Source organism: Nocardia sp. IBHARD005, assembly GCF_052814245.1.
On sequence record NZ_CP199935.1, the window covers coordinates 3,377,421 to 3,403,272 of the forward strand.

General features: G+C 67.9%; 20 protein-coding genes. 13 read left to right on the forward strand and 7 right to left on the reverse strand.

The window, feature by feature from the left end:
• Positions 1 to 4 precede the first annotated feature (4 nt).
• From ACTWPB_RS15725 to ACTWPB_RS15735, 3 genes are read right to left on the reverse strand one after another with little or no spacing between them, the layout of a single operon-like run.
• Positions 5 to 2,497 (reverse strand): ABC transporter permease, encoded by a 2,493-nt coding sequence (locus ACTWPB_RS15725; RefSeq protein ID WP_446221415.1) that lies wholly within the window; start codon positions 2,495 to 2,497, stop codon positions 5 to 7.
• Positions 2,494 to 3,216, reverse strand: coding sequence for an ABC transporter ATP-binding protein (locus ACTWPB_RS15730; protein WP_446221416.1), 723 nt, complete (start codon positions 3,214 to 3,216; stop codon positions 2,494 to 2,496). The genes ACTWPB_RS15725 and ACTWPB_RS15730 overlap by 4 nt, the downstream gene beginning before the upstream one ends.
• A gap of 27 nt (positions 3,217 to 3,243) precedes the next feature.
• Positions 3,244 to 3,567 carry a hypothetical protein gene (locus tag ACTWPB_RS15735; RefSeq protein ID WP_446221417.1) on the reverse strand — a complete coding sequence of 108 codons (324 nt, stop codon included), beginning with the start codon at positions 3,565 to 3,567 and terminating at the stop codon, positions 3,244 to 3,246.
• Positions 3,568 to 3,723: 156 nt separating this feature from the next.
• Here ACTWPB_RS15735 and ACTWPB_RS15740 point away from each other — a divergent pair, with 156 nt between their 5' ends.
• The 9 genes from ACTWPB_RS15740 (at position 3,724) to gatB (ending at position 15,400) form a co-directional block, all read left to right on the forward strand.
• Complete coding sequence (locus tag ACTWPB_RS15740; protein ID WP_446221418.1) at positions 3,724 to 5,043, forward strand: sensor histidine kinase; 1,320 nt, start codon at positions 3,724 to 3,726, stop codon at positions 5,041 to 5,043.
• 32 nt (positions 5,044 to 5,075) lie between these two features.
• Entirely contained in the window at positions 5,076 to 5,729 is a 654-nt protein-coding gene (locus tag ACTWPB_RS15745; RefSeq protein ID WP_446226357.1) for a response regulator transcription factor, read from the forward strand.
• Between the two features lie 44 nt (positions 5,730 to 5,773).
• Positions 5,774 to 8,704: a protein kinase domain-containing protein gene (locus ACTWPB_RS15750; protein ID WP_446221419.1), complete on the forward strand. Its 2,931-nt coding sequence runs from the start codon at positions 5,774 to 5,776 to the stop codon at positions 8,702 to 8,704.
• A 455-nt stretch (positions 8,705 to 9,159) separates the two neighbouring features.
• Positions 9,160 to 9,330, forward strand: coding sequence for a hypothetical protein (locus ACTWPB_RS15755; RefSeq protein WP_446221420.1), 171 nt, complete (start codon positions 9,160 to 9,162; stop codon positions 9,328 to 9,330).
• A gap of 195 nt (positions 9,331 to 9,525) precedes the next feature.
• Entirely contained in the window at positions 9,526 to 10,335 is an 810-nt protein-coding gene (fdhD, locus tag ACTWPB_RS15760) for a formate dehydrogenase accessory sulfurtransferase FdhD (protein ID WP_446221421.1), read from the forward strand.
• A gap of 109 nt (positions 10,336 to 10,444) precedes the next feature.
• On the forward strand, positions 10,445 to 11,329 hold the full coding sequence (locus tag ACTWPB_RS15765; RefSeq protein ID WP_446221422.1) for a hypothetical protein: 885 nt from the start codon (positions 10,445 to 10,447) through the stop codon (positions 11,327 to 11,329).
• A gap of 28 nt (positions 11,330 to 11,357) precedes the next feature.
• Positions 11,358 to 12,392 carry an ATP-dependent 6-phosphofructokinase gene (locus ACTWPB_RS15770; protein WP_446221423.1) on the forward strand — a complete coding sequence of 345 codons (1,035 nt, stop codon included), beginning with the start codon at positions 11,358 to 11,360 and terminating at the stop codon, positions 12,390 to 12,392.
• Between the two features lie 59 nt (positions 12,393 to 12,451).
• Positions 12,452 to 13,831, forward strand: a complete 1,380-nt coding sequence (locus tag ACTWPB_RS15775; RefSeq protein WP_446221424.1) for an alpha/beta hydrolase family protein — start codon at positions 12,452 to 12,454, stop codon at positions 13,829 to 13,831.
• Between the two features lie 45 nt (positions 13,832 to 13,876).
• Entirely contained in the window at positions 13,877 to 15,400 is a 1,524-nt protein-coding gene (gatB, locus tag ACTWPB_RS15780) for an Asp-tRNA(Asn)/Glu-tRNA(Gln) amidotransferase subunit GatB (protein WP_446221425.1), read from the forward strand.
• 105 nt (positions 15,401 to 15,505) lie between these two features.
• Here the strand turns inward: gatB and ACTWPB_RS15785 are convergent, their stop codons facing one another.
• Complete coding sequence (locus ACTWPB_RS15785) at positions 15,506 to 16,627, reverse strand: PQQ-dependent sugar dehydrogenase (protein WP_446221426.1); 1,122 nt, start codon at positions 16,625 to 16,627, stop codon at positions 15,506 to 15,508.
• Positions 16,628 to 16,936: 309 nt separating this feature from the next.
• Here ACTWPB_RS15785 and ACTWPB_RS15790 point away from each other — a divergent pair, with 309 nt between their 5' ends.
• Complete coding sequence (locus ACTWPB_RS15790) at positions 16,937 to 17,788, forward strand: DoxX family protein (protein WP_446221427.1); 852 nt, start codon at positions 16,937 to 16,939, stop codon at positions 17,786 to 17,788.
• On the opposite strand, the gene ACTWPB_RS15795 is transcribed toward ACTWPB_RS15790, so the two are convergent.
• Positions 17,781 to 18,290 (reverse strand): MarR family winged helix-turn-helix transcriptional regulator, encoded by a 510-nt coding sequence (locus ACTWPB_RS15795; RefSeq protein ID WP_446221428.1) that lies wholly within the window; start codon positions 18,288 to 18,290, stop codon positions 17,781 to 17,783. The two genes, ACTWPB_RS15790 and ACTWPB_RS15795, sit on opposite strands and share 8 nt — an antisense overlap.
• A gap of 71 nt (positions 18,291 to 18,361) precedes the next feature.
• Here ACTWPB_RS15795 and ACTWPB_RS15800 point away from each other — a divergent pair, with 71 nt between their 5' ends.
• A complete protein-coding gene (locus tag ACTWPB_RS15800) occupies positions 18,362 to 19,984 on the forward strand; it encodes a DHA2 family efflux MFS transporter permease subunit (RefSeq protein WP_446221429.1) in 1,623 nt (540 codons plus the stop codon).
• Positions 19,985 to 20,177: 193 nt separating this feature from the next.
• On the opposite strand, the gene ilvD is transcribed toward ACTWPB_RS15800, so the two are convergent.
• Together ilvD and ACTWPB_RS15810 are read right to left on the reverse strand one after the other, a co-directional pair.
• The gene (gene ilvD, locus ACTWPB_RS15805; RefSeq protein ID WP_446221430.1) at positions 20,178 to 22,019 is read right to left on the reverse strand and encodes a dihydroxy-acid dehydratase; all 1,842 of its coding nucleotides are present in this window, start codon (positions 22,017 to 22,019) and stop codon (positions 20,178 to 20,180) included.
• Positions 22,020 to 22,309: 290 nt separating this feature from the next.
• Positions 22,310 to 23,074, reverse strand: a complete 765-nt coding sequence (locus ACTWPB_RS15810; protein WP_446221431.1) for a PH domain-containing protein — start codon at positions 23,072 to 23,074, stop codon at positions 22,310 to 22,312.
• Positions 23,075 to 23,389: 315 nt separating this feature from the next.
• Between ACTWPB_RS15810 and ACTWPB_RS15815 the strand changes: the two genes are divergently transcribed.
• Both ACTWPB_RS15815 and ilvN read left to right on the forward strand, forming a co-directional pair.
• The gene (locus tag ACTWPB_RS15815; RefSeq protein ID WP_446221432.1) at positions 23,390 to 25,318 is read left to right on the forward strand and encodes an acetolactate synthase large subunit; all 1,929 of its coding nucleotides are present in this window, start codon (positions 23,390 to 23,392) and stop codon (positions 25,316 to 25,318) included.
• On the forward strand, positions 25,315 to 25,818 hold the full coding sequence (gene ilvN / locus ACTWPB_RS15820; RefSeq protein ID WP_019048314.1) for an acetolactate synthase small subunit: 504 nt from the start codon (positions 25,315 to 25,317) through the stop codon (positions 25,816 to 25,818). Before ACTWPB_RS15815 ends, ilvN begins: the two co-directional genes overlap by 4 nt.
• The last annotated feature ends 34 nt before the right edge of the window (positions 25,819 to 25,852 follow it).

A 25,852-nucleotide genomic window follows, 5' to 3' on the forward strand; every position in this document is an offset into this window, starting at 1 on the left:
TACGTCAGTCCACGGCCAGCGCCGCCACGATCGGCATCCTGGCCGCACGCAACGCAGGCGGGATCGATCCCAGTAGTGCCAGGCCGAGTGCCACCGCACCATAGACCGCGATCAGCGGGCTCGGGCGGTAGACGATGTCGATGGTCATCGCATGGCCGATCGCCACGGTGGCCAGGTACTGCACCGCGATGCCGACCACGAGACCGATTGCCGCGCCGATGAATCCGATGCCCGCCGCTTCGGCCAGCACCGAGCGCAGGAGGAACTTGCGGTTGGTGCCCATGGCGCGCAGCACCCCCAGCTCCCTGCGTCGCTCCAGGACCGACAGCATCAGAGTGTTCAGCAATGCCACAGTCGCCACCAGCACGACGATCCACAGGATCATGTTGCTCATCGCCGCACCCTGCTCGACGCTCGAGGAAATCGCATTGACCATGTCGGCGCCGGTGTCGACATGGATTTCCGCAGGGACCATCGCGCGGACCGCGGCTTGCACCGAGTGGGGGTCGGCGCCGGGGGCGTACTGGATCGCCAGGATCGTTTCACCTGGCCGCTGATACCACTCCCGCATCTGATCGAGGTTCATCATCACCACGCCGGATACGGCCGTGAAGTACGGAATCACTTGCAGAACAGCCGTTTTACGCTCACCCGAAGGGGTGGGCATGGTGATCTCGTCGCCGACGGCGAGGGACAGCGAACGCGCGACGTCGCGGGTGATGACAACACCTTCGCGCCGCTCCATTCGATCGATTACCGCGTGGTCTACCGCGCCGAGGCGGGTGTCGGACGCGCGCGGCGGATAACCCTGCAGCATCACCCGACCGCTGCCGATGGTCGCGAAGGCCATCTGGGCGGGGTTCACCCGTTCGACACCGGGCACGGCCGCGACCCGGTCGGCCAAATCGTCGGGTAGCACGGGGCCGGTCGGAAATTGTTCGACGGGGGTCGGGCTCACGTAAAGGTCGGTGTCGCCGAGACTTTGGAACGAGTCGGTCGCCGACTTCACCATGTTGCCCGACGCCCCACCGAGGGCAACCACCGCTGCGACCCCGATCATCACCGTCATCGAGGTAGCCCACACGCGGCGTGGCGCGCGTTCCAGCGTCGTCGCCCCGAGTGCGCCCGGCGCACCGAACCAGCGGGCGATCGCCGCGGATCCGCGCACGATCGGGCCGGTGGCGGCGAAACACAGGAACACCGTCGCGGTGAACGACATCGTGATCGCGGCCAGCGACAGACGGCCGAGGTCGAGGAAGGCGATGACGACCGCCGCCGCGCCGAGGAATAGGCCCCCGGCCAGTGCGACCCAGCGCAGCACCGAACCGGTCGACGCGGCATCGCCGGCCTCTACGGGCGCCAACGCCTCGACCGGGGCGACCTTATACACCTGTCGCGCGGCGATCGACGCCGCCAGCACCGTCGCCACCACGCACGCGGAAATCGCCACGGGCACCGCATAGTTCGGCACCTGGAACACGGTCCGCGCCTCGACCGACTGCACGATCGCGGCGGGCAGCCTGCCGATAGCGAACCGCCCCATCAGCGCACCGATCCCCGCACCGATCGCCCCACCGATCAGCCCGAGCATCGCCGCCTCGACGAGCAGATCGCGCACCATCGGCGCACGCTTGCCGCCGATCGCCCGCAACAGCGACAGCGTCGGCCTGCGTTGTGCTACAGCCATACTCATCGCGTTGTAGATCAGGAAGGCCGACACGATCAGCGCCGCGGCCGAGGACATCAGCGTGGAATACCGCATGATCTGAATCGCGCCACCCGCCTGCGCGGTGCGCAGACTGGGCTCGGCCACCACCGCACGCCCGTCCACCGCATCGGTGAGCGCCGAACGCAGCGCGGCGATGTCGGTGCCGGGGGTCACCACGATCTGCACCGAGTCGAGCTTGCCGACCCGGTTGGTGAGGAACTGCGCGAGCGGCAGCGGTGCCGCCACCACGTGGCCACTGTTGAGCCGGTCCGTCGCCTCGGAGTCGAGGACGGCGGCCACCGTTGCGGTGCCTGTGCCGATCGGCACCGGGTCACCCTCGCGCAGGCCCATGGCCGCGCCGACCAGCACGCCGCGCTCGGTACCGAGCAGTTTGGTGGTGTACTGCGACATCGGCCCGGCCAGATCGCTGCCGAGTGCGCCGATCGTCTGATCGGCCCCGATCAGCAGTGCGCGATCAGGGCCTGCGCCCAGCGTCACGCGCAGCATCGGCACCGCCGTCGCCACCCCGGGCGTCGCGGTGATCCGGGGTAGCAGTGACTGTTCGAATCCCGCGTCGGTGATCCCGGTGATCTCGAGTTCGGCGGTGCCTGCCAGGCCCTTGGTGAGTTTGTCGACCGACCCGGTGACCGAGCCGGAAATACTCAGCACCGCCACGATCAACGCCGCCGATACCCCCATCACCGCCCCCGACAGCAGGGTGCGGCCTGGATGGCGGAGCAGTTCGCCGACATTGAACAGCCGCAATCGATCCCATGCCGCGGCGATCATGCGTCGACCCGCGCGGTGGCTAGCTCATCGGCGCCGATCCGGCCGTCGTGCAACGTGATCACCCGGTCGCAGTAGTCGATCGAACTCATGTCATGAGTCACCATCACCACCGAATTGCCTTGCGCGGTAATGTCACCGAGCAGGGCGAGGATCGCGGCACCGGTCTTGGAGTCGAGGTTGCCGGTCGGCTCGTCGGCCAGAATCAGCGGCGGATCCATGATCAGGGCCCGCGCCACCGCCACGCGCTGCATCTGCCCACCGGACAGTTCCGCGGGTCGATGCTGCGCCCGATCGCCGAGGCCGACGAGGTCGAGCAATTCCAGTGCGCGCGGCTTCGCCTTGCGTAATCCGGTGCCGTCCAGCAATTTCGGGACGGCCACGTTCTCCCACGCCGACAGGGTCGGCAGCAGGTTGAAGAACTGGAAGACGAAGCCGACCTGTTCGAGCCGGAACGCGGCCTGCTCGTCTTCATCGAGATCGCCGATCTCGGCGCCGCGGAAGCGGATCGAGCCCTCGTCGGGACGGTCGAGTGCGCCGAGCAGGTGCAGCAGGGTGCTCTTGCCCGAACCGGACGGGCCGATGATCGAGGTGAACTGGCCTGCCTCGATGCGCATGCTCACCTCGTCGAGCGCGCGTACTTCCTGATCGCCGACGCGATACTGCTTGACCACCCGGGTCAACTCCAGCATCGGCTGCTGTTGCGATTCGATATCGGGCATATCTTGTCCCCCAGGGAGTTTCGGGTATCAGCGGGCGAGCGCGCGGTCGCGGGTAGTCTGCCCGATCGCCCGGCGCGCGTCGAGAAGCGCACGCAGGCCGGGTTGTTCGGCGGCCAGCTCGAGATAGGCCTCCGTCGGGGTCAGGCCGTCGAGCTCGGCGAGCTCGAGTTTGACGTGTAGATGGTTGTCCCAGCGGTTGGCCAGCGCGTGCAGCAGGCCCTCGACGCCGCCGAAGAGCCTGTCGAGGTCGGCGATCCCGGCGAACAGCCCGGGGTCGTTCGGGTTAATCGCGGCCCTGGCGAGCACAGTGTGCACGATCTCGGTGCGGTGGTGTAGGTCGATCCAGGTCATGGGCTTCACCTTCCGTGAGCGGGTGAACCAAACGCTACGGGCGGTGAAAGGCCGAATCGTCGTGCCGGGGACCCGAGTTCTTCTCCTACCCCGGTAGGAGATCGGTACCGTTCGCGGGACGATGCCCGCCCGGTAAGTGGCGACTAGCCTTACTTCATGGATGTAAGCCACACCATCCCCGCGAACGCGCCGGGCCGGGTGAGCCGCTGGCAGCGGCTCACGGCCCGGATGGGGGTGCCGCGGCTGCTGGTGAACGCGCGCGAGCGCATCGATTCGTTGCCCTACGACTATCCGCCGGCGGTGGTCCTCGGCGCCGACCTCGCCCTGCTCGGGGTCACCGGTGCGGCGGTGATCCAGCGGCATTCCTATTTCCCGACCCTGCTACCGCTGGTGGCGATGGCCACCGCGTTCCTGCCGATCCCATTGTTCGCGATCTTCCGCGTGAATCCGCACCCCATGCTGTTGAAGGCGTGCGCGATGCTTTCCTGCGGCCTGTTCCTGCTGCAGCCGGTCTCCGGCGACTTCGCGCCGTTCGTGCTGGTGATCGTCGTCGGCGAGGTGGCCGCGATCGCCTCCCGCGGATGGACGGTCGGATTCACCCTGCTCGCGATCCTCGAATTGGTCGCGTTCGACCTGGCGGGGCACTTGCAGTGGAGCGCGGCGGGGCAGCGGCTGCAAGGGCTGCCGATGTACGTCATCGGCATACTGCTCGGCATGTTCGTCGGGATGTTGCTGCAATATCAGCGGCGATTCCTGTACCAGGAGCGCGAAAATCAAGCCATCCGCTCCGGTCAGGCCGCCGACGAGGAACGGCGCCGGATCGCCCGCGAAGTCCACGATGTGATCGCCCATTCGCTCTCGATCACCCTGCTGCACCTGACCGCCGCCCGGCGCGCACTGCAGACCGACGACGACCCCACCGAGGCGGTGGAAGCGCTCGTCGAGGCCGAACGCCTCGGCCGCCAGGCGATGGCCGACATCCGGCGCACCGTCGGCATGCTCGACGCGGGCCCGGCCCAGCTGGCGCCTGAGCCGGGCGCCGCCGATATCGAAGAGCTCGTCGGCGACTTCCGCCGCGCCGGGCTCACCGTCGACTACGCGCGCACCGGCGAGCTGGCCACCGTCACCGGCGCCATCGGCCACGCGCTCTACCGGATCGGCCAGGAATCACTGGCCAACGTCACCAAACACGCGCCGGGCGCCGACGCTACGGTCCGCCTCGATGTCAGCGCCGAGGCCGCGACGCTGGTCGTATCGAATCCGCTGCCGCTCGGGCTCGCGCCACGCCGCGATACCGGGATGGGACTGCGCGGCATGTGCAAACGCACCGAACTTCTCGGTGGGAAGATCACCGCGGGCAATGGCGAGGACGGCTGGACCGTGCGGGCCGCCTTCCCGATGAAAACGGGCTCGTGCACCACCATTTCGACCATGCTGCCGGGCATGCTCCGGAGCAAACCCCAGGAGGACACGTGACGGCCGTAACGCCGATCGAGCAGCTGGTGACAGTGCTTGTAGTCGACGATCAGGAACTCGTGCGCGGTGGACTGCGCCGCATCCTGCGCCGCCGCGACGGCTTCACCATCAACGAGTGCGCCGACGGAGACGAGGTCGCCGCCGCGATCGCCACCCAACGACCCGATGTGGTGCTGATGGATCTGCGCATGAAGCGGGTCGGCGGCATAGATGCGACCCGGTTGCTGCGTGCCCGTCCCGACGCTCCACCGGTTCTCGTGCTCACCACCTTCGACGACGATCAGCTGCTCTCCGGTGCGTTGCGCGCCGGCGCCGCGGGGTTCTTGCTCAAGGACTCGCCCGCCGAGGATCTGATCCGCGCGGTCCGCACCGTGGCAGGCGGTGGCGCGTGGCTCGACCCCTCGGTGACGGGACGGGTACTCACGGCCTATCGAACAGTGAAACCGGTCGGTACTCGCACCGACCGCCGACTCGGCGAACTCACCGCCCGCGAGTACGAAGTGCTCGAATTGATCGGCTCCGGCCGGGTCAACAGCGAGATCGCCGCCGAACTCGGTATCTCGGAAGTAACGGTGAAAAGCCACGTAGGACACATATTCGGCAAGCTGGACCTGCGCGACCGGGCCGCCGCGATCGTGTTCGCGTTTGACCACGGCGTAGTGACACCGGGAGAATCTTCCTACTGAGAAGCAGGTCCGGCGGACCTGCCAGAAGTGGGAGGCGGACGCTGGTGCACGCACCTGGGTCACGGGCGGGGACCGGATTCGGTCCGTACGAGTTGCGGTCGATGCTGGGCAAAGGCGGAATGGGCGAGGTCTACGAGGCCTACGACACCGGCAAAGATCGCGTGGTCGCCCTGAAGTTGCTGGCCCAGGAGCTGGCCCAGGACCCGGCCTACCAGGTCCGGTTCCGCCGGGAATCCCAAGCCGCGGCCAAGCTGGCCGAACCGCACGTCATCCCGATCCACGACTGGGGTGTGATCGACGGGGTCCTTTTCATCGACATGCGCTTGGTGCCCGGCGCCGATCTGCGGACGGTGCTGCGCGGGGGCGGGCCGATGAGCCCGGAACGCGCGGTCGCTGTCGTCGAGCAGATCGCCGCGGCGCTGGACGCCGCCCACGCGGGTGGCCTGGTGCATCGCGATGTGAAGCCCGCCAACATCCTGGTCACGCCCGCCGATTTCGCCTACCTCGCCGACTTCGGCATCGCGCACACCGAGGGTGACAGCGCGGTGACCCAGGCCGGGATGGCGGTGGGCTCCTACATCTACATGGCGCCGGAACGCTTCGACGTCGGCCCGATCTCGCACCGCGCCGACGTCTACTCGCTGGCCTGCGTACTGCACGAATGCCTCACCGGCGCTTCGCCTTTCCCTGCCGCGAGCATGAGCGTGCTGGTCCGCGCGCACCTGTCCGAGGCACCGCCACGTCCGAGTGAGTTACTGCACGGGATACCCGGCGCGCTCGACGATGTCATCTCGACCGGCATGGCCAAGGACCCGGCCGATCGATACGCGTCGGCCGGTGCGCTGGCGCTCGCCGCTCGCCGAGCGCTGGCCTCGGCCGTGCGGGACGGCCGCGCGCCCCTGCCCGCACCATCGGATGCTTTCGCGTCCTACACCGGTGCCCGCCGCGACCCCGGTGGCCATGATGTGACTCCAGGTTCTTCCTCCGGCGCCACGCTCCGTGGACCCGCTGGTTCGCCGGCCGGTGCCCCTGCCGGTGGTCCAGGCTCAGCGCCTGGGCCAGGGCGCGGGTTCGCCGCGGCAGCCGGGTTCGCCGCTGGTGTGGGACGTGGCGCTGCCGGGGCGCCGGCCGGTGTTCCCGCTGATGCCGAGCGAGCAGTGCCCGCGGAACGCGAACACGTCGAGCAGGTGCCGACGCCGACGGGGGAGTTCCGCGTGATCGGCGCGGTGACCGCGACCGGTGGCGTCGAGACCTCGCGCAGCCAGTCGACCGCGACCGGTGCCCAGCCGACATTGATCATCCGCCCACCCGAGGCACGCCCCGGAGCGAACGACACCACAGGTTTCCGCCGCATTCCCGTGGAGGGCACCGGCGAGATCTCGATCCCCGCGGTGATCCAGCCGACCGGCCCCGCCGAAATCCGGGCCGCCGATACCCACTTCACCCCCCTCCCGTCGGCCGACGAGCCGCAAGCCCCCGAGCCGCCACCGGCCTACACCCCTGACCAGGGTCTGCCTCGGATGCGCCCCTTCCCCGACGCGCACCTCTATGACGGTGCGCAGCCGGGCGAAACGTCGGCGCCGCTCCTGCAGCCACAGCGTCCCGCCTCGGCCACTCCCTACCCGGCGCCCACCGGCCCGCACCGCCTTCCGCCTCAGCAGTTCGGCCAGGACCCCCACCGGGCAGCCCCAACCCAGCGCTATTCCGGCGAATACCCCATCCCGGGCGCGTACACCCCGCCGACGGAGCAATACCACCCCCCGGCATCGAACCCCAACCCCCGGTTTCCCGCTCCCGCAACGGAATTCGGCGCACCAAGCTCCAACCCGCCCGCCCCCTTCGCGCCGCCGACGCAGAAGTTCGGTGGGGACCAGAACGACCCGTCGGGCCGGTTCTCCAGTCCTGCAGGGTCTTTCGCTGGTGCATCGGATGCCGGATTCGATGGTCGTCCCGACCTGTTCGGCGATGACCAGGCCGATCCGGCATCGTTCGGCCCGCCGACCGAGAAATACAAGGCCCCCGCGTCGAATCCGCCCGCGGGCTTCGCGCCGCCGACGCAGAAGTTCGGTGGCGACCTCGACGATCCGCGAGACCGATTCGGTGGCCCCGCTGAGCATTTCGATGAGTTTTCCGAGGACCGGTTCGGTGGCCCGCCCGGGCAGTTCGGTCCGGCGACCGAGCAGTACGACCCCGCCGAGGTGCAGCGGTCGGCGCCCACCCAGCATTACGGCGCCGACGAACCGGATCCACAGCGCTCCCAGCCGACGCACCAATACCGTGGTGGCGCTGCATCTTTCGGAGCACATAAAGCCGCACCGGAGGTCGAAGATCCGGCGCGCGCGGCCGCGACCCGGCAGTACGTGGGTCAGGAGAACGCGTACTCCAACTACGACGAACCGCCCAGCGCCTACGGTGACCACTCCCACCGCGATCCCGGCTACGGTCCTGATCCAGCCTATGGTCCCGATCCGGCCTGGGCGCACCAGGATTCGGGTCGCAGGCGATCGGTCCTGCTGCCGGTTCTGGTCGGTGTCCTCGCCGTGGTGGTCCTCGCGGTCGGTGGCGCGGTCGGCTGGCGCATGATGTCTGCCGCCGAGCCCGAACAAACCACCACGGCCGCACCGATTTCGCAGGCACCGGGTGGTTCCGGCCAACCCGCGGGCACCACCCCGCGCGCGACCACCGCCGCTCCCACCACCACCTCGGCGAGACCGGTAACCCTGCCGGTAGGCGCACAGCCCTGTGAATCCGGTTCCGCCACCGGCGCTTACAGCAAGGTGGCCGTCGGCAGCGCAGTAACCAGCTGCGGCTTCGCCGAGGCGGTCCGGGCGGCTTACGCGGGCGGCGGCACCGGTGCGCGCCCCGTGGTGGCGACCAGCCCGGTGACCGGGCGCACCTACACGATGACCTGCGCCCCGCAGGGCAAACTCGTCACCTGCACCGGCGGCGAGAACGCCGTGGTCTACGTCTACTGACACCGAACGGCCGCGGCCCCGACTCCGGGGCGCCCGCTGGGCCTCGATCGCCAGCTGTTGCGAGGCGGAGTTCTCGCCGGGTTCGGCGACCAGTGCGAGCAGATATGACATCGGAGATCCTTTCTCCTCGGGTCAACTCGACGGTGTGACAGTCACTTTCACGCTCTTCATCATCGGCTGATCGCGGACCATCAGCCCTGCCAGATCTTCCCTTCGCGTGAAAGCGGATCGAGAAAGATACGAGCCCTGTCCAGTGTCTCGCTCGATTCTCTACCGTCGAGATCACTCCGGGCGTGGTTCACGGTCGTCGTGTCGCTCGGCCGGGTCCAAGATCGGTTTCTTACCGGTCGATCGGTAACGGGTCGACACTGTGCTCGGTGTCGCGGTGGGAATCGCTGTCGCGGTGTTACCGGCCTTCGAGACGCCGGTATGCGAAACGTTGCATACTGGCGGGCATGGCTGACGACAACGAGTGGTACTACTGCATCAAGCACCACAAGGCCGAACAGGGCAAGACCTGCTGGTACGGCGACCGAATGGGTCCCTACCCGGACCAGGCCACCGCCGAGCAGGCGCTCGAGATCGCGAAGGCGCGCAACAAAGCGGCCGACGACCAGGACGACTGACCAGACGCCTGGATGCCCGCTCTCTACCGAACGACACGTCCTCGTGGGAGGCGCAGCGCTCGTCGCGAGCCGTACGGCGATCTCCTGGTCCGATGCGCTGGAACTGCCGATGTGGCTGCCCGAAGGGAACGCGCGGTCGGCAGCTGATCGGTACGCCGTGTTGATCAGAACCTTCACAGTGAGCAGAGTCATGGGATGAGCAGAGTCACCGCACGGCGCAAGACGACCCGCCTTTCCCCGGCCGGGCGGATCCAGCGACCCGACACGCTCGCGGTCGAGGAGCCGCTCGAAATCCGGGTCGACGGCCGATCGCTCACCGTCACGATGCGCACGCCCGGCAACGACATCGACCTCGTCCACGGCTTGCTGTTCGGCGAGGACATCATCGGTTCGGCCGACGACATCGTCACCGCCCGCTACTGCGCGGGCACCGACAGCGAAGGTCACAACACCTACAACGTCCTCGACTTGCGCCTACGCAATCCGGTGCCGATCCACACCCGCAATTTCCTCACCACGGGCGGCTGTGGCGTCTGCGGTAAGACCGCCCTCGACGACGTGCGCACCCGCAGTCGCTTCCCGATCCCGCACGAATCCGTGTCGATCAGCACCAATACCCTTGTCGAACTGCCGAAACAGCTGCGCGCCGGGCAGAAGTTGTTCGAGGCCACCGGCGGCTTGCACGCGGCGGGCCTGTTCACCACCGACGGAACCTTGGTCGCCCTGCGTGAGGACATCGGCAGGCACAACGCCGTCGACAAGGTGATCGGCTGGGCGGTGCGCGAGAACCGGGTACCCGCGCACGATCTGGTGCTGGTGGTGAGCAGTCGCGCGTCGTTCGAACTGGCGCAGAAGGCGGTGATGGCCGGTATCCCGATCCTGGCCGCGGTGTCGGCGCCCAGCGCCCTCGCCGTCGACCTGGCCGCGGAGTCCGATCTCACTTTGGTCGGGTTCCTGCGTAGCGAGTCGATGAACATCTACACCGGCGAACACCGACTGACCTGAGGGTTGAGCACTCGAAGTGGGCGATCGGCATATGTCGCAGTACGGTAACGGTACGGGTCGCCAGCACCGAACGCCCCGGGGGAGTTTACAAAAGAAAATGCTTCACACAATGAACAATGAACGCCGCCACCGCATCCGGGTGGCGCTGTCCGCGTTCGTGGGCGTGGTCGTGCTCGCGACCGCGGGTTGCGGTAGCGAGCCGAAGGCCGCCCCGCCGCGCGTGACAACAACGGTTCCCGTCACCGATTCCGGCGCCGACAGCGGGACCTTCTCCATCGCGTTGCCGGGCAGCCTGGCTGCCGATTTCACCGAACTCCAGCAGGGATTCCGCGGCAGCGTGGGGCTGGCGATCATGCCGGTGGGTGGCACGAAGATGGTCACCTTCGGCAACTGGTCGTCCGGTCCGGCCTGGTCGACGATCAAGGTGCCGCTGGCCATCGCGGCCCTGCGCAACAGTGCCGCCTACTCGTCGTACGCGTCTGCCGCCATCACCGCCTCGGACAACGGTGCCGCCGACACCCTGTGGGCCTCGCTCGGCAGTGGCGCCGACGCGGCCAAGGCGGTGGAGGACGTGCTGCGCCAAGGCGGCGACACTCGCACCACAGTGCCGACGACCCGCACCCGTGCCGACGCGTCGGTCTACGGCCAGGCCGAATGGCCGCTGGCCGACCAGGTGCGCTTCGCCGCGCAGCTGCCGTGCATCCCGCAGAGCGAGCGCGTGGTGGGGCTCATGCAGCAGATCATCGCGAGCCACCGCTGGGGTCTCGGCGCGTTCGGCAGCGCCGAGTTCAAGGGCGGCTGGGGTCCCGACCTGGGGGGTAAGTACCTCGTCCGTCAGTTCGGGCTGATCGATTCGCCCACGGGCCGGATCGCGATCGCCTTCGCCGCACAACCGGATTCGGGCAGTTTCAACGAGGGTATGGCCATGCTCGACAAGATGGCCTCGCTCATCTCGGGACACCTGAGTGAGCTCGCCGGAGGTCACTGCCCCTGATCTGCGCCGGTGCGGCAAGATGAACGGCATGCGCATCGGAGTCTTGACCGGAGGCGGAGATTGTCCAGGTCTGAACGCGGTGATCCGGGCTGTGGTCCGCACCGCGAACGGACGCTACGGCGATGCCGTCGTCGGTTTCGAGGACGGCTGGCGCGGCCTACTCGAGGATCGAAAGATCCGCATCCTCAACGACGATCGCACCGACCGCCTGCTCACCAAGGGCGGCACCATGCTCGGTACCGCGCGCACCAACCCCGACATGCTGCGCGCCGGTTTGCCCAGGATCCAGCAGACCTTGGACGACAACGGCATCGAGGCACTGATCCCGATCGGTGGCGAAGGCACCCTCACCGCCGCGAGCTGGCTCGCCGACGAGGGCGTGCCGGTGGTCGGCGTGCCCAAGACCATCGACAACGACATCGACTGCACCGACGTCACATTCGGCCACGACACCGCACTGTCGATCGCCACCGAGGCCATCGACCGCCTGCACACCACCGCCGAATCCCATCAGCGGGTGATGCTGGTGGAGGTGATGGGCCGCCACGCGGGCTGGATCGCGCTGAATTCCGGTATCGCCGCCGGCGCGCATCTGACCCTGGTGCCCGAGGAACCGTTCGACGTGGCGCAGGTGTGCGCGATGATCAAGGCCCGCTTCCAGCGCGGCGACAAGAGCTTCATCTGCGTGGTCGCCGAGGGTGCCCATCCCGCGCCCGATTCCGGATTCGCGCTGCGCGAGGGCGGGATCGACGAGTTCGGGCACGAGCGGTTCACCGGGGTCGCCCAGCAGCTGGGCTCGGAGATCGAACGCCGCATCGGCAAGGAGGTCCGCACCACGGTGCTCGGCCATATCCAGCGCGGTGGCAGCCCCACGCCCTACGACCGGATTCTGGCGACGCGGTTCGGGGTGCACGCGGCCGAGGCGGTACACGCGGGACATTTCGGTCAGATGGTGGCGCTGCACGGCACCAAGATCGGGCTGGTTCCGCTGTCGGAGGCGACCAAGCAGCTCAAACGCGTTCCGCCGGAACGGCTCAGTGAGGCGTCGGCCTTCTTCGGCTGATATCGCCCCGATGCCTCGGGTTCTCGAATTTTGTCGGTGCGCGTCGGTACCGTGGGTTCATGCGCACCGGTCGAGTGATCGTTTCGGTTCTGTTCGTCGTCGCCGCGCTGGTGGCGGGGTGTTCGGGGTCCTCGGACGACGTGGCGGCCCCCTCTGTGCACGGCAGCTGGCACGGCGACATCGCGGTGCCGGGGCAGCCGATCGCGATCGGGGTGAGTTTCGCCGAGGACGGGTCGGCCACCATCGACATCCCGGTTCAGGGTGTGCGCGAGACACCGCTGAAAGACGTTCGTACCGAACCGGACCGGGTGGAGTTCAATATCCCCGATGTGCCGGGCGACGCGGGTTTCCGCGGCAAGCTCGATGGTGACCGGCTCGTCGGCGACTGGGTCCAGTCCGGGGAGAAGGCACCGGTCACGCTGCAGCGCGGCAAGATCGAGAGCCCGCCCCGCCCCCAGGACCCGAAACCGCCGTACCCGTACCGCAGCGAGGACCTCACCTATCGCAACGGCGATATCACCATCGCGGGCACCCTCACCGAACCCGAAGGCAGCGGCCCGTTTCCGGCGATGCTGCTGATCACGGGCAGTGGGCCGCAGGACCGCAACGAAGAGCTGACGGGCCACCGCCCGTTTCAGCTGCTGGCCGACACCTTCACCCGCGCGGGCTATGCCGTGCTGCGCACCGACGACCGTGGTGTCGGCGGCACCAGCGGAAAACTCGACGACGCCACCTACCTCGACCTGGCCGCCGACGCGGCCGCAGGCATCGCGTTCCTGCGCGCCCGCCCCGAGATCGATCCCGCGCGGGTCGGTCTGTTCGGGCACAGCGAAGGCGGCTACCTCGCGCCGATCGTCGCCGCGCTGCCCGACAGCTCTGTCGCCTTCGCGATCCTGATGGCAGGCCCGTCGGTGCCCGGCGCCGACGTGCTGATCGAGCAGAACAAGGTGATCATGGCCTCGACGGGCGCACCGCAGGACCAGATCGACCAACAGGTCGCCTACGTCACTACCTGGTCGGCGCTGCTGCGCGCGGGCGATATCGAGGGCGCCAAGGCCTTCACCCAGCGGCACAACGATTCCCTGCCCGTCGCCGAACGCGCGCCTCAGCAGGTGGTCGACGGGTTCAACACCCCCTACATGACCTCGTTCATCACCTACGACCCGAAACCGGCGCTGCAGGCGCTGCGCGTGCCGGTGCTGGCCTTCTTCGGCGACAAGGACCAGCAGGTCATCCTCGCCCAGAACGAGGGCCCGATGCGCGAGAACCTCGCCGCCGGTCCCGATTCGACGGTGCACACTTTCCCCGGCCTCAACCACATGATGCAGCCCACCGCGACCGGCAAACCCAGCGAATACGCCACCATCGAGACGACCATCGACCCGGCCGTACTCACCTATGTCACCGACTGGCTCACCCAGCGCGTCCCGCCCCGCTAGGACCACCGGCCGAGTGTGTCAGCGGGCTTACCTAGACTGCTCGTTATGAGCGCACCCACGGTCGAGTTGATGGATTACGCCGATGTCATCTCCCGGTACGAGCCGGTGCTCGGCATGGAGGTCCACGTCGAGTTGTCCACGGCGACCAAGATGTTCTGCGGTTGCCCCACCGAGTTCGGCGCCGAGCCCAATACCCAGGTGTGCCCGGTGTGCCTCGGCCTGCCCGGCTCACTGCCCGTGGTGAACGAGAAGGCCATCGAATCGGCCATCCGGATCGGTCTCGCGCTGAACTGTTCGATCACCCCGTGGGGCCGGTTCGCGCGCAAGAACTACTTCTACCCCGATCAGCCGAAGAACTACCAGATCAGCCAGTACGACGAGCCGATCGCCACCGAGGGCTACCTCGACGTGACCCTCGACGACGGGTCCATCTTCCGCGTCGAGATCGAGCGTGCGCACATGGAGGAAGACACGGGCAAGTCCCTGCACGTCGGCGGCGCGACCGGGCGCATCCACGGCGCCAGTCACTCGCTGCTCGACTTCAACCGCGCGGGCGTGCCGCTGATCGAGATCGTCACCAAGACGATCACCGGTGCCGGCGAGCGCGCCCCCGAGGTAGCTCGCGCCTACGTCACCGCGCTGCGCGAAGTGCTACGTTCCCTCAACGTCTCCGACGTGAAGATGGAGCAGGGTTCGCTGCGCTGCGACGCCAACGTGTCGCTGATGCCGATAGGGGCCAAGGAATTCGGCACCCGCACCGAAACCAAGAACGTGAACTCGCTCAAGAGCGTCGAGGTCGCGGTGCGCTACGAGATGCGCCGCCAGGCCGCCGTGCTCACCGACGGTGGTGAGATCGTCCAGGAGACCCGCCACTTCCAGGAAGCCGACGGGTCAACCGCCGCCGGTCGCCGCAAGGAGACCGCTGAGGACTACCGCTACTTCCCCGAGCCCGACCTCGAGCCCGTCGCCCCCGCGGCCGAGTGGGTCGAACAACTGCGTGCCACCATCCCCGAGTACCCGTGGCTGGTGCGCGCCCGCATCCAGGCCGACTGGGGCCTGTCCGACGAGGTCATGCGCGACCTGGTCAACGCCGGTGCCCTCGACCTCATCATCGCGACCGTCGAGGCGGGCGCGCCCGCCAACGAGGCGCGCTCCTGGTGGGTCGCCTACCTGACCGAGAAGGCCAAGGAGCGCGACATCGCCCTGGCCGACCTGCCCATCACCCCCGCCCAGGTCGCCGCGGTGATCGCGCTGGTGGAGGCCAAGACCGTCAACAACAAGGTCGCCAAGCAGGTCGTCGACTTCGTCCTCGCCGGTGCGGGCGAACCCGCCGCCATCGTCGAAGCCAAGGGCTTGGGCATGGTCAGCGACGACTCGGCCCTGCAGGCCGAGGTCGAGAAGGCCCTCGCCGCCAACCCCGACATCGCCGAGAAGATCCGCTCCGGCAAGGTTGCTGCCGCGGGCAAGATCGTCGGCGACGTCATGAAGGCCACCCGCGGCCAGGCCGACGCGGCCCGCGTGCGCGACCTCGTCATTGCCGCCTGCTCCCCCGCCTCCCCGAGTCTTTAGGCCAGACCTGGGCGCCATCTCGCTTCCGTCGGCGACCGGCGGAAGCGAGATAGATCGGGTTCGCCCGTACCCGGTGAGTTACCCATGTACGTGCGAGATCTGTGCTCAGTCCGGGCCGCCGGCTCCGCCCTGGGGCGGTGGGATGCGGACGACGCGGTCGTCGAATTCGCCCGGCTCGCCGTCGGTTTTGTTGGTGGTGGTGACCCAGATGCTGCCGTCGGCGCTGGCGGTGGCGCCGAGGAGCTTGCCGTACTTGTCCTGGGCGATCAGGGTGGGGGCGGTGGTGACGGCGAAGGTGGTGGGGTCGGCGGTGACGGCGGCCAGTGCCTTGCCCTCGCTCAGTGCGATGCCGACGCCCTCGCCGGTGGCTGTGCAGCCGCCGACGCCGGGACGGTCGGGCCAGGTCCAGGCGACGCTGAGCGTGCCGTCAGGGCTCAGGTGCTGGAGGCGGTCCTCGGCGGCGGTGCGGTCGGTGACCCACATGCCGTCTTTGCCGTCGCGGCAGATGTCGCCGGCCGAGCCGATCCCCGACGCCACCACCTGCGGGTTGTTCGCGCCCGCCGACGGCGCGTCCAAGCGAAGCAGTTTGCCGCCGAGCGAGCCGGGATCGGCTGCGGCGCTGGGGTTTCCGGCGTCACCGGTGAGGATCATCAGCTGCGTCGGCGTCGACCATTCCAGTGCGCCGCGATTTCCGCCGGCGCCCTTGGGAATTCCGGTGATGATCGGCTTGGCCGCCCCGCCCTTGGACAGCCGGACGACCCGATTGTCACTCCCGGTGGTGATGTAGGCGTACATCAGCCCGTCCTCACCGAAGGTGGGGGAGAGCACGATATCGGAGATGCCGCCGTCGGCCGACCCGTCGACGGGCACGCTGGCGATCTCCACCGGCGTCTCCTGCGGTGTGCTCGGGTCGACCGCCTTCACCTGCAGGATCCGCCCGGTCTTTCGCTCCGCGACGAAGGCGCCCTCGCCCACCGCGATCAGCCCGGCGCCCGACTCCATGCAGGTGGCGATGACGTTGGGATCAGGGTCGATACACGGCCCGGTCGGACGTGGCGCCCGCGACGGCTCGTCCTGCGGCTTCTTCGGCTCCGCGCCGGACCCGCCCAGTTGCGGTTCGGTGGTGAACGGACTAGAGGCCGACTCGTCGAAACGGGCGCACCCGGCTAGCAAAACGGTGCTGAGTGCCACCCCGACTGCCACGCGGCCCGCGATTCCCGAACTCATACCTCAGACGTTACCGGCACGACCGTCGGCCTGACGCGCCCGTTGCGTCCGAATACATCTGTCAGACGTTACCGGCACGGCGGTCGGCCTGACGCGCCCGTTGCGTCCGAATACATCTGTCAGACGTTACCGGCACGGCGGTCGGCCTGACGCGCCCGTTGCGTCCGAATACATCTGTCAGACGTCACCGGCACCTGCGCGGGCCTGACGCGCCGATACATCTGTCAAGCGCCCGGCAGTCGAGCGGGCCTGACACGCCCGTTGCGGAGAAGGGCGGCGCACCGCGACAGCACGTCATAAGGTGAGTCGGTGACCGACAAGTCGAGTGACACTCCGAACGACGATGGTTCGGCGCAGGCCGGGCAGGGCGCGTCGGCGGCTGGTCGTCCGGTGACCAGCCCGTTCGATTCGCCGACGACGCAGATGCGCAAGCCGGATCCGAAGGACATTCCACGCACCGACGAGGATCTCGGTCTCGACCCCGGTGACGAGGTGCCCGGTGCGAGCACGAATCAAACCGGTCGTGGTGGCGGCGACGATGATTACGGGTACGCGACGATTCCGCCCGCGTCGGCGGCCTCGGCGGAAACCGTCCGCCTGCAGCGCCGCAACCGTGAGGCCCGTCGCGGCACCCTTGACCTCGGCCTGTTCGTGCTGCGCCTGGTGGTCGGCTGCACCTTCATCTACCACGGCCTGCAGAAGCTGACCGGCTGGTTCCACGGCCCCGGTCTCGACGGCACCAAGACCATGATGGAAAGCGGCGGCTGGGACTACCCGTCGCTGTCGACCGCGCTGGTGATCGCCGGTGAACTCGGCGGCGGCATCCTGCTGGTGATCGGCCTGGCCACCCCGCTGGCCGCGGGTGCCGTCCTGGCCACGATCCTGAACGCGTGGATGTGGAAGCAGGGCATGGTCCCCGGCTTCCAGTACAACGCGAGCACCCCCACCGGCGTCGAACTCGACTCCGTGCTGGTCGGTGCGGCCTTGGCGATCATCCTCACCGGCCCCGGCCGCTGGTCCCTCGACCGCACCAGAGGCTGGGCCACCCGCCCCTCCTACGGCTCGTTCGTGGTGGTCCTGCTGGCTATCGCCGCCGCCATCATCACCTTCTGGTTCCTTCACGGCGGCAACCCGTTGAAGGGCGTCGGCCCTTTCAGCTGAGTTGAGGCTGCGGCGGTGCGGGTTCGGCCAGGTGGGCGGTCATCGTGGCGTGGATGTCGGCCAGGAAGGCTCCGAACCGCCGCAGCTCCTCGGGGGTATATTTCCCCATCACCGTGTCCTCCACCTTCGTGCCGAGTGGGCCGAAGAAATCATTGGCGAGAGTCTGGATGCGGGGTGTGCTGCGCAGTGTGATGACACGACGGTCGTCGTGTTCTCGGCTGCGCACGATATGACCGGCCTGTTCCAGCCGGTTCAGCAGCGCGGTGGTGGCGCTGTTGGACAACGAGATCCGTTCGCTGAGCCGTGCCGGTGACAGTGTGCTCCCGCGTTCCTCGGCGGTGAGGATCTCGATCAGTGCCTCGGCGTCGGTCGAGTGCAACCCGAGCCAGGTCGCGAACCGGCGGGCGAGCTCCCGGTAACTCGCGCCATAGGCCCGCATGCCTTCGTGGATTCGTTCGTACTGGGCGCGAGCGTCGGCCTGGCTCATGGTTTCCTTTCGCATCGTTTGACATCCTATTGCCCACAATCTACTTTGGCCATGGAAATATTCCACCATGGAAATAGGAGTGTGCGATGAGTCAAGAGTCGTCCATCCGCCGATGGCTCGGCCTGATCGCCATCGCCCTCGGCGTGGCGCTGATCGTGGTCGACACCACGATCGTGAACGTGATCATCCCGTCGATCATCGAAGACCTGGACACGGGTTCGACCGAGGCGCAATGGATTCAGGAGTCCTACGCGATCGTGTTCGCGGCGCTGCTGCTCGTGGTCGGGCGGATCGCCGACATCGTCGGGGCACGCCGGGTGTTCGTCGCCGGTGTCGTGGTGTTCGGCGCCACCAGCATCCTGGCCGGGCTCGCACCGGACGGCGGCCTGCTCGTCATCGCCCGGTTCCTGCAGGGCGCGGGCGCGGCGATGATCCTGCCGACCTCGCTCGCCCTGCTCAATGCCACCTTCACCGGCAAAGCCCGTGGTCAGGCCTTCGCGGTGTGGGGTTCCACGATCGGTGCGGCCGCCGCGCTCGGCCCGCTGCTCGGTGGCTGGCTGGCCGAACACGTGTCGTGGCGCTGGGCATTCGGCATCAATGTGCCGCTGGCCGTGCTGATCGTGGTCGGTGTGCTGGCCTGCATCGCCCCGTCGCCGAAGGTCGCGGGTCGACTCGATGTGCTCGGCTCGATCCTGTCGGTGCTCGGCCTCGGACTGCTCGCCTTCGGGCTCGTCGAGGGGCGCACCTACGGCTGGATCGCCACCATCCATCCGCTGGGAATCGGCGGATTCACCTGGGGGAGTGGGCCTTCGCCGGTGCTGGTCGCGCTCGTGCTGAGTGTGCTGGCGCTGGGCGGTTTCGTCATCCGGCAGGTGCTGCTGCGCCGGGGCGGCAACGCCGACAAGGCGCTGATGGACCTGAGTCTGTTCTCGTTGGCCTCGTTCCGCAACGGCAATATCGCCACCCTGATCATCGGTCTCGGCGAGTTCGGCATCGTCGCGGTGCTGCCGCTGTGGATGCAGTTCACCCTCGGCTACAGCGCCTTGCAGGCAGGTCTGGCCCTGGTGCCGATCGCCATCGGCAGCTTCATCGCCAGCGGCGCCAGCTTCGGCATGGCAGGCAAGGCGTCCCCGCTGAACATGGTCCGCCTCGGCCTCGGTCTCGAGGTCGTCGGCCTGGCCGGGCTGGGCTTCTTCGCCGCCACCGACAGTTCATGGTGGTCGATCGCGCTGGTGCTGTGCGTGTACGGCGTCGGCGTCGGCTTCGCCACCGCCCAGGTGACCAATGTCGTCCTGGCCGACATCCCCGAAGCCGACAACGGCCAAGCCTCCGGCATCCAGAGTGCCTTCCGTCAACTGGGCTCCGCCCTCGGCATCGCGCTGCTCACCACGATCTTCTTCACCACCCTGAGTTCGAACGTCGATGACGACCTCACCGCCGCCGGCACGCCCCCGGCCCAGGCCCAGCAATACGCGCACGCCATCACTGGCAGCGCGGGCGCGGCGATCGAAGGTTTTGCCGCCCAACCGGATACGCGGGAAGTAGCCACCGCAGGCCGATCTGCCATGACCGCAGGCGTCAACCTCGGCGCCTACCTGGCCGCGGGCTTCGTCCTGCTCGGCCTCGTGGCCACCGCCCTGATCCCGTCCCGAACCGGCCGCGACGACGACGAATCATCAACAGAGAAGACACAAGCCGCGCTAGTTTGACGCAAACGAAATCTGGCCCCGTCGCACAATAACGACGGGGCCAGATCTTCATCGACCGGCAGAACAGTACCGCTGATCTCGCAAGAACATGGGTAACTCACCGGGACGGGCTGACCTCACCAACAAGTGCGCCGCCGGTCGCATCAACGACCGGCGGCGCACCTGGGTCAGGCCAAAATACGCGGAGAGGCGGCTACGGCACTTTGCGGACTGCGCCCTTGTCTGCAGAGGTCGCCAGTGCCGCGTAAGCGCGCAGGGCGGTGGTCACCGTGCGGTCGCGGTTGACGGGCTGCCACGGGCGTTCCGAGGCTTCCATCTTCGCGCGGCGGTCGGCCAGGACCTCGTCGGAGACAAGCACTTCCAGCGCGCGGGTGTGCACGTCGATACGGATGCGGTCGCCGTTCTCGATCAGGCCGATGGCACCGCCCGAGGCGGCCTCGGGGGAGATGTGGCCGATCGACAGCCCCGAGGTACCACCGGAGAAGCGACCGTCGGTGATCAGCGCGCACACCTTGCCCAGGCCTAGACCCTTGAGGAACGAGGTCGGGTGCAGCATCTCCTGCATGCCGGGCCCACCTGCCGGGCCTTCGTAGCGGATGACGACCACGTCACCGGGCTGGATCTTCTTGCCCAGGATCATCGACACCGCGTCCTCCTGCGACTCGACCACCACGGCCGGGCCTTCGAAGGTGAACAGGTCTTCGTCGATGCCCGCGGTCTTGAGGATCGCGCCGTCGGGAGCGATGTTGCCGCGCAGCACGCACAGCCCGCCCTCGACGGTGTAGGCGTTCTCGATGTCACGGATGCAGCCACCGGCGGCGTCGATGTCCAGCGAGGACCAGCGGTTGCTGGTGGAGAACGGCTCGACCGTGCGCACACCACCGGGCGCCGCATGGAACAGCTCCAGCGCTTCGTCGGAAGCCTTGCCCGAGCGCACATCCCAGGTGTCGAGGTATTCCTCGAACGAGGCGGTGTGCACAGTGGTCACGTCGGTTTCCAGCAGCCCACCACGACGCAGCTCACCGAGGATGGCGGGGATGCCACCGGCGCGGTGCACGTCTTCCATGTGGTAATCCGAGTTCGGCGACACCTTCGACAGGCACGGCACCCGGCGGCTGATCTCGTCGATGCTCTGCAGATCGAAGTCGATCTCGCCTTCCTGCGCGGCGGCGAGGGTGTGCAGCACGGTGTTGGTCGAGCCGCCCATGGCGACGTCGAGTGCCATCGCGTTGCGGAAAGCCTTGGCGTTGGCCACGTTGCGCGGCAGCACCGAGGCATCGTCGTCCTGGTACCAGCGCTTGGCGATATCGACGATGACCGTGCCCGCCCGCTCGAACAGCGCGCGCCGTGCGGAGTGCGTGGCGAGGGTGGAACCGTTGCCCGGCAACGCGAGTCCCAGTGCCTCGGTCAGGCAGTTCATCGAGTTCGCGGTGAACATGCCCGAACAGGAACCACAGGTCGGGCACGCGGCCTGTTCGACCTCGCTGAGGCCTTCTTCCGACACCACCTGGCTCGCGCTCGCGGAGATCGCGGTGATCAGGTCGGTCGGTGCCTGCGCGACACCCTCGACGATCACTGCCTTCCCTGCTTCCATCGGCCCACCGGAGACGAACACAGCGGGGATGTTGAGGCGCATCGCGGCGTTGAGCATGCCGGGAGTGATCTTGTCGCAGTTGGAGATACACACCAGCGCGTCGGCGGTGTGGGCGTTGGCCATGTACTCCACGGAGTCGGCGATGATCTCGCGCGAGGGCAGCGAGTAGAGCATGCCGCCGTGGCCCATGGCGATACCGTCGTCGACGGCGATGGTGTGGAACTCGCGCGGCACCCCACCGGCGGCGCGGACGGCTTCGGCGACGATGTCGCCCATGTTCTTGAGGTGCACGTGACCCGGCACGAACTGCGTGTACGAGTTCGCGATCGCGATGATCGGCTTGCCGAAGTCGGAATCGGTCATGCCGGTCGCGCGCCAGAGCGAGCGCGCGCCCGCGGCATTGCGGCCGATGGTGGTGGTGCGTGAACGAAGCGGTGGCATTGAAATCCTCGTGTGTCGCTGGGTGCGTGGCAAGCGTGCGAGCAGGGGGCTGACCTGCGTGGCACATGCGAGTACGCGATGCGTCCGGCAACCCGCCACGTTACTCCGGCGGGCGATGGTCGCGTCGCGCCGGTGGTTACGTGCAGGAGTGATGGAACCGGGCTCGAGGCGGGAGTGTCGCTCCGTGAGGTGTCGCCGCGGTGGTGGGCGTCGGCGCGGGTTGCCCGGTCGCCGTCAGCCTACCGCTACAACGGCCGAGGCCGTCGTGCGGATTCCCGCAGTGCCGACGGTCACTGCTCGGACGTGGGCTCGGCTTCCGGTTCCGCCTTCGCCTCCGACGGCGCACCCGCTTCGGCTTCGGCCTTCGCCGCGGCCCGCTCGGCGGTGATCCGCTCCGCCTCGGCAGCCTCCGCCGAAGCGAACACATCGGGCAGGCGACCCCCGGATGCCTCGATCAGCTCGCGCAACCGGTCATAGCCGACCGCGGGCAACCGCACCTCTGAATCATCGGCAAGCCGAGCCCGCACATATCCCCGCTTGGGAATCCTGATCCCCTTGACCTGCGCCCAATCGAGCTGCTTCTTCCCGAACATCGAGCTCAGCTCGAGCCCGCCCTCGGACACAGTCGTGTGCGTGCGGATCACCCACCACACCGCGACCACCGGGGCCAGCAACAGTGGCCACAGCACGAGAGGCCACCCGACGAACGGGAAGAACACGCAGAACGCCAGCACCAGCACGCCGATATAGGCCAGCCGGGGAACGCCGATCACCTGCACACCCGGGGTCGGTGTGTTCGCCTTGCGCGGCACCAGCAGCCAGACGATCACCGCGACGGGCACGATCAACCCGATCCGCACCCCCAGCGACCAGTCCTGCACGGTGCCGACGACGACGACGATCAGGTACGCCAGTACCACCGCTGCGATCGCGGCGAGCCGCCCGGGACCGGCCGACCGCAGGCCGCCGGGTCGCGACGGGCGACCCGTATCGGTTCCCTCGTCGGTGGTGTGGGACGATTTAGCCGGTGGCACGGACTGATGCGGTGATGACACCCTCCTATCCTCGCATCTTGGTACACGGACCCACGCAACCACTCGAGTCCCACAGAATGGGACCGGAGCGGAAAGCCTGTTTGACTCGACGCAGTACGCGCGCCTAACGTCGTACGTGTGATTCGAAACGAGCTCGTAATCGGCCGGCGCGTCCAGCGTCGAGCCTGACTATCTAGTCAATACGTCAGCTCGCGTTTGCGACGCGCCACCCTCGAACAGCCATGCGCTGGGCGGGGGCTTTTTTGTGTTCGGGCGAATGCCAGTGGCCCTGTCGGGTCAGTCCGAGTCAGAACGAGACAGTGAGGAACCAAGACGGTGAGTGCACCAACCGCACGACCCGGGCCATCGGCCCGCAGGTCAGCGCCTTCAGCTACCCCCGGTAGCCCGGCGACCAACCCCACCCGTCGTCAGGTCGCGCCAGAGCGCGTCACCGGCGCGCAGTCGGTGGTCCGGTCGCTCGAAGAGCTCGACGTCGACACGGTATTCGGCATTCCCGGCGGCGCGGTCCTTCCTGTCTACGACCCGCTGTTCGATTCCAAGAAGGTCCGCCACGTCCTGGTGCGCCACGAGCAGGGCGCCGGGCACGCGGCGACCGGTTACGCGCAGGCCTCGGGCAAGGTCGGTGTGTGTATGGCCACATCCGGCCCCGGCGCCACCAACCTGGTGACCCCGCTGGCGGATGCGCAGATGGACTCGGTCCCGATCGTGGCGATCACCGGTCAGGTGCCGTCGAGCCTGGTCGGTACCGACGCGTTCCAGGAAGCCGACATCTCCGGCATCACCATGCCGATCACCAAGCACAACTTCCTGGTCAAGGACGCGGCTGAAATCCCGCGTACCCTGGCCGAGGCGTTCTACCTCGCCGCTTCGGGTCGCCCCGGCGCGGTCCTGGTCGACATCACCAAGGACGCCCTGCAGGCCCAGACCACGTTCTCGTGGCCGCCGGAGATGCGTCTGCCCGGCTACCGTCCGGTCACCAAGCCGCACGGCAAGCAGGTGCGCGAGGCCGCCAGGATGATCATGGAGTCCAAGCAGCCGGTGCTCTACGTCGGTGGCGGTGTGATCAAGTCCGACGCCTCGGCCGAACTGCTCGAGCTGGCCGAACTCACCGGCATCCCGGTGGTCACCACCCTGATGGCGCGTGGCGCGTTCCCCGACAGCCACACACTGAACATGGGCATGCCCGGCATGCACGGCACCGTCGGCGCGGTCGCCGCGCTGCAGAAGTCGGACCTGCTGATCACCCTCGGCGCCCGGTTCGACGACCGCGTCACCGGTCAGCTGGATTCCTTCGCGCCCGACGCGAAGGTCATCCACGCCGACATCGACCCGGCCGAGATCGGCAAGAACCGCCACGCCGACGTCCCGATCGTGGGCGACGCGCGCGAGGTGATCGTCGAGCTGATCGAGACCCTCAAGGCCGACCCGGCCACTGGTGCCACGCCGCTGCTGAACCTCACCGAATGGTGGGCCTACCTCAGCGGCATCCGCGAGAACTACCCGCTGGGCTGGAAGACGCCGAGCGACGGCTCGGTCTCGCCGGAGTACGTCATCGAGACCCTCGGCCGGCTCGCAGGCCCCGAGGCCGTCTACTGCGCCGGCGTCGGCCAGCACCAGATGTGGGCCGCGCAGTTCATCAAGTACGAGAACCCGCGCACCTGGCTCAACTCGGGCGGCCTCGGCACCATGGGTTACGCGGTTCCCGCGGCCATGGGTGCCAAGATGGGCGCGCCGGAGAAGGAAGTCTGGGCGGTCGACGGTGACGGCTGCTTCCAGATGACCAACCAGGAACTCGCGACCTGTGCCATTGAAGGCGTGCCGATCAAGGTCGCCCTGATCAACAACGGCAACCTGGGCATGGTCCGCCAGTGGCAGACCCTGTTCTACGAGAAGCGTTACTCCAACACCGATCTCGGCACGCACACCCTGCGCATCCCCGACTTCGTGAAGCTGGCCGAGGCGCTGGGTTGCGTCGGCATCCGGGTGGAGAAGGAGTCCGAGGTCGAGGACGCGATCCGGCAGGCACAGGCGATCACCGATCGCCCGGTCGTGATCGACTTCATCGTCGGCAAGGACGCCCAGGTGTGGCCGATGGTCGCCTCCGGCACCAGCAACGACGAGATCATGTTCGCCCGCGGCATCCGTCCGCTCTTCGACGAGGACGAGTCGGTCTCCGAACCGGCCGTCATCCACGAGGCGATGGAACGCGAGCAGGCCGCATTCGAGAAGGGCGACGACGAATGAGCACCACCCACACCCTGAGCGTCCTGGTCGAGGACAAGCCGGGCGTGCTGGCGCGGGTCGCGAGCCTGTTCTCGCGCCGTGGCTTCAATATCGAATCCCTCGCCGTCGGCGGCACCGAGATCCCCGAGATCTCGCGCATGACGATCGTCGTGACCGTCGATGATCTGCCGCTCGAGCAGGTCACCAAGCAGCTCAACAAGCTGATCAACGTCATCAAGATCGTGGAGCAGGACGCCGACGCCTCGGTGGCCCGCGAGCTGATCCTGGTGAAGGTGCGGGCCGACGCGTCGGTGCGCACGCAGGTGATCGAGGCCGTGCAGTTGTTCCGCGCCAAGGTGATCGACGTCTCGCCCGACGCGCTGACCATCGAAGCGACCGGTACCCGTTCCAAGCTCGACGCACTGCTGCGCATGGTCGAGCCCTATGGCATCCGCGAGATCGTGCAGTCCGGTGTCGTGGCCGTCGGCCGCGGCCCCAAGTCGATCACCGCGACCCGCTGAACCTCCCTCAGCAACCTCCGCGATAACTTTTCCT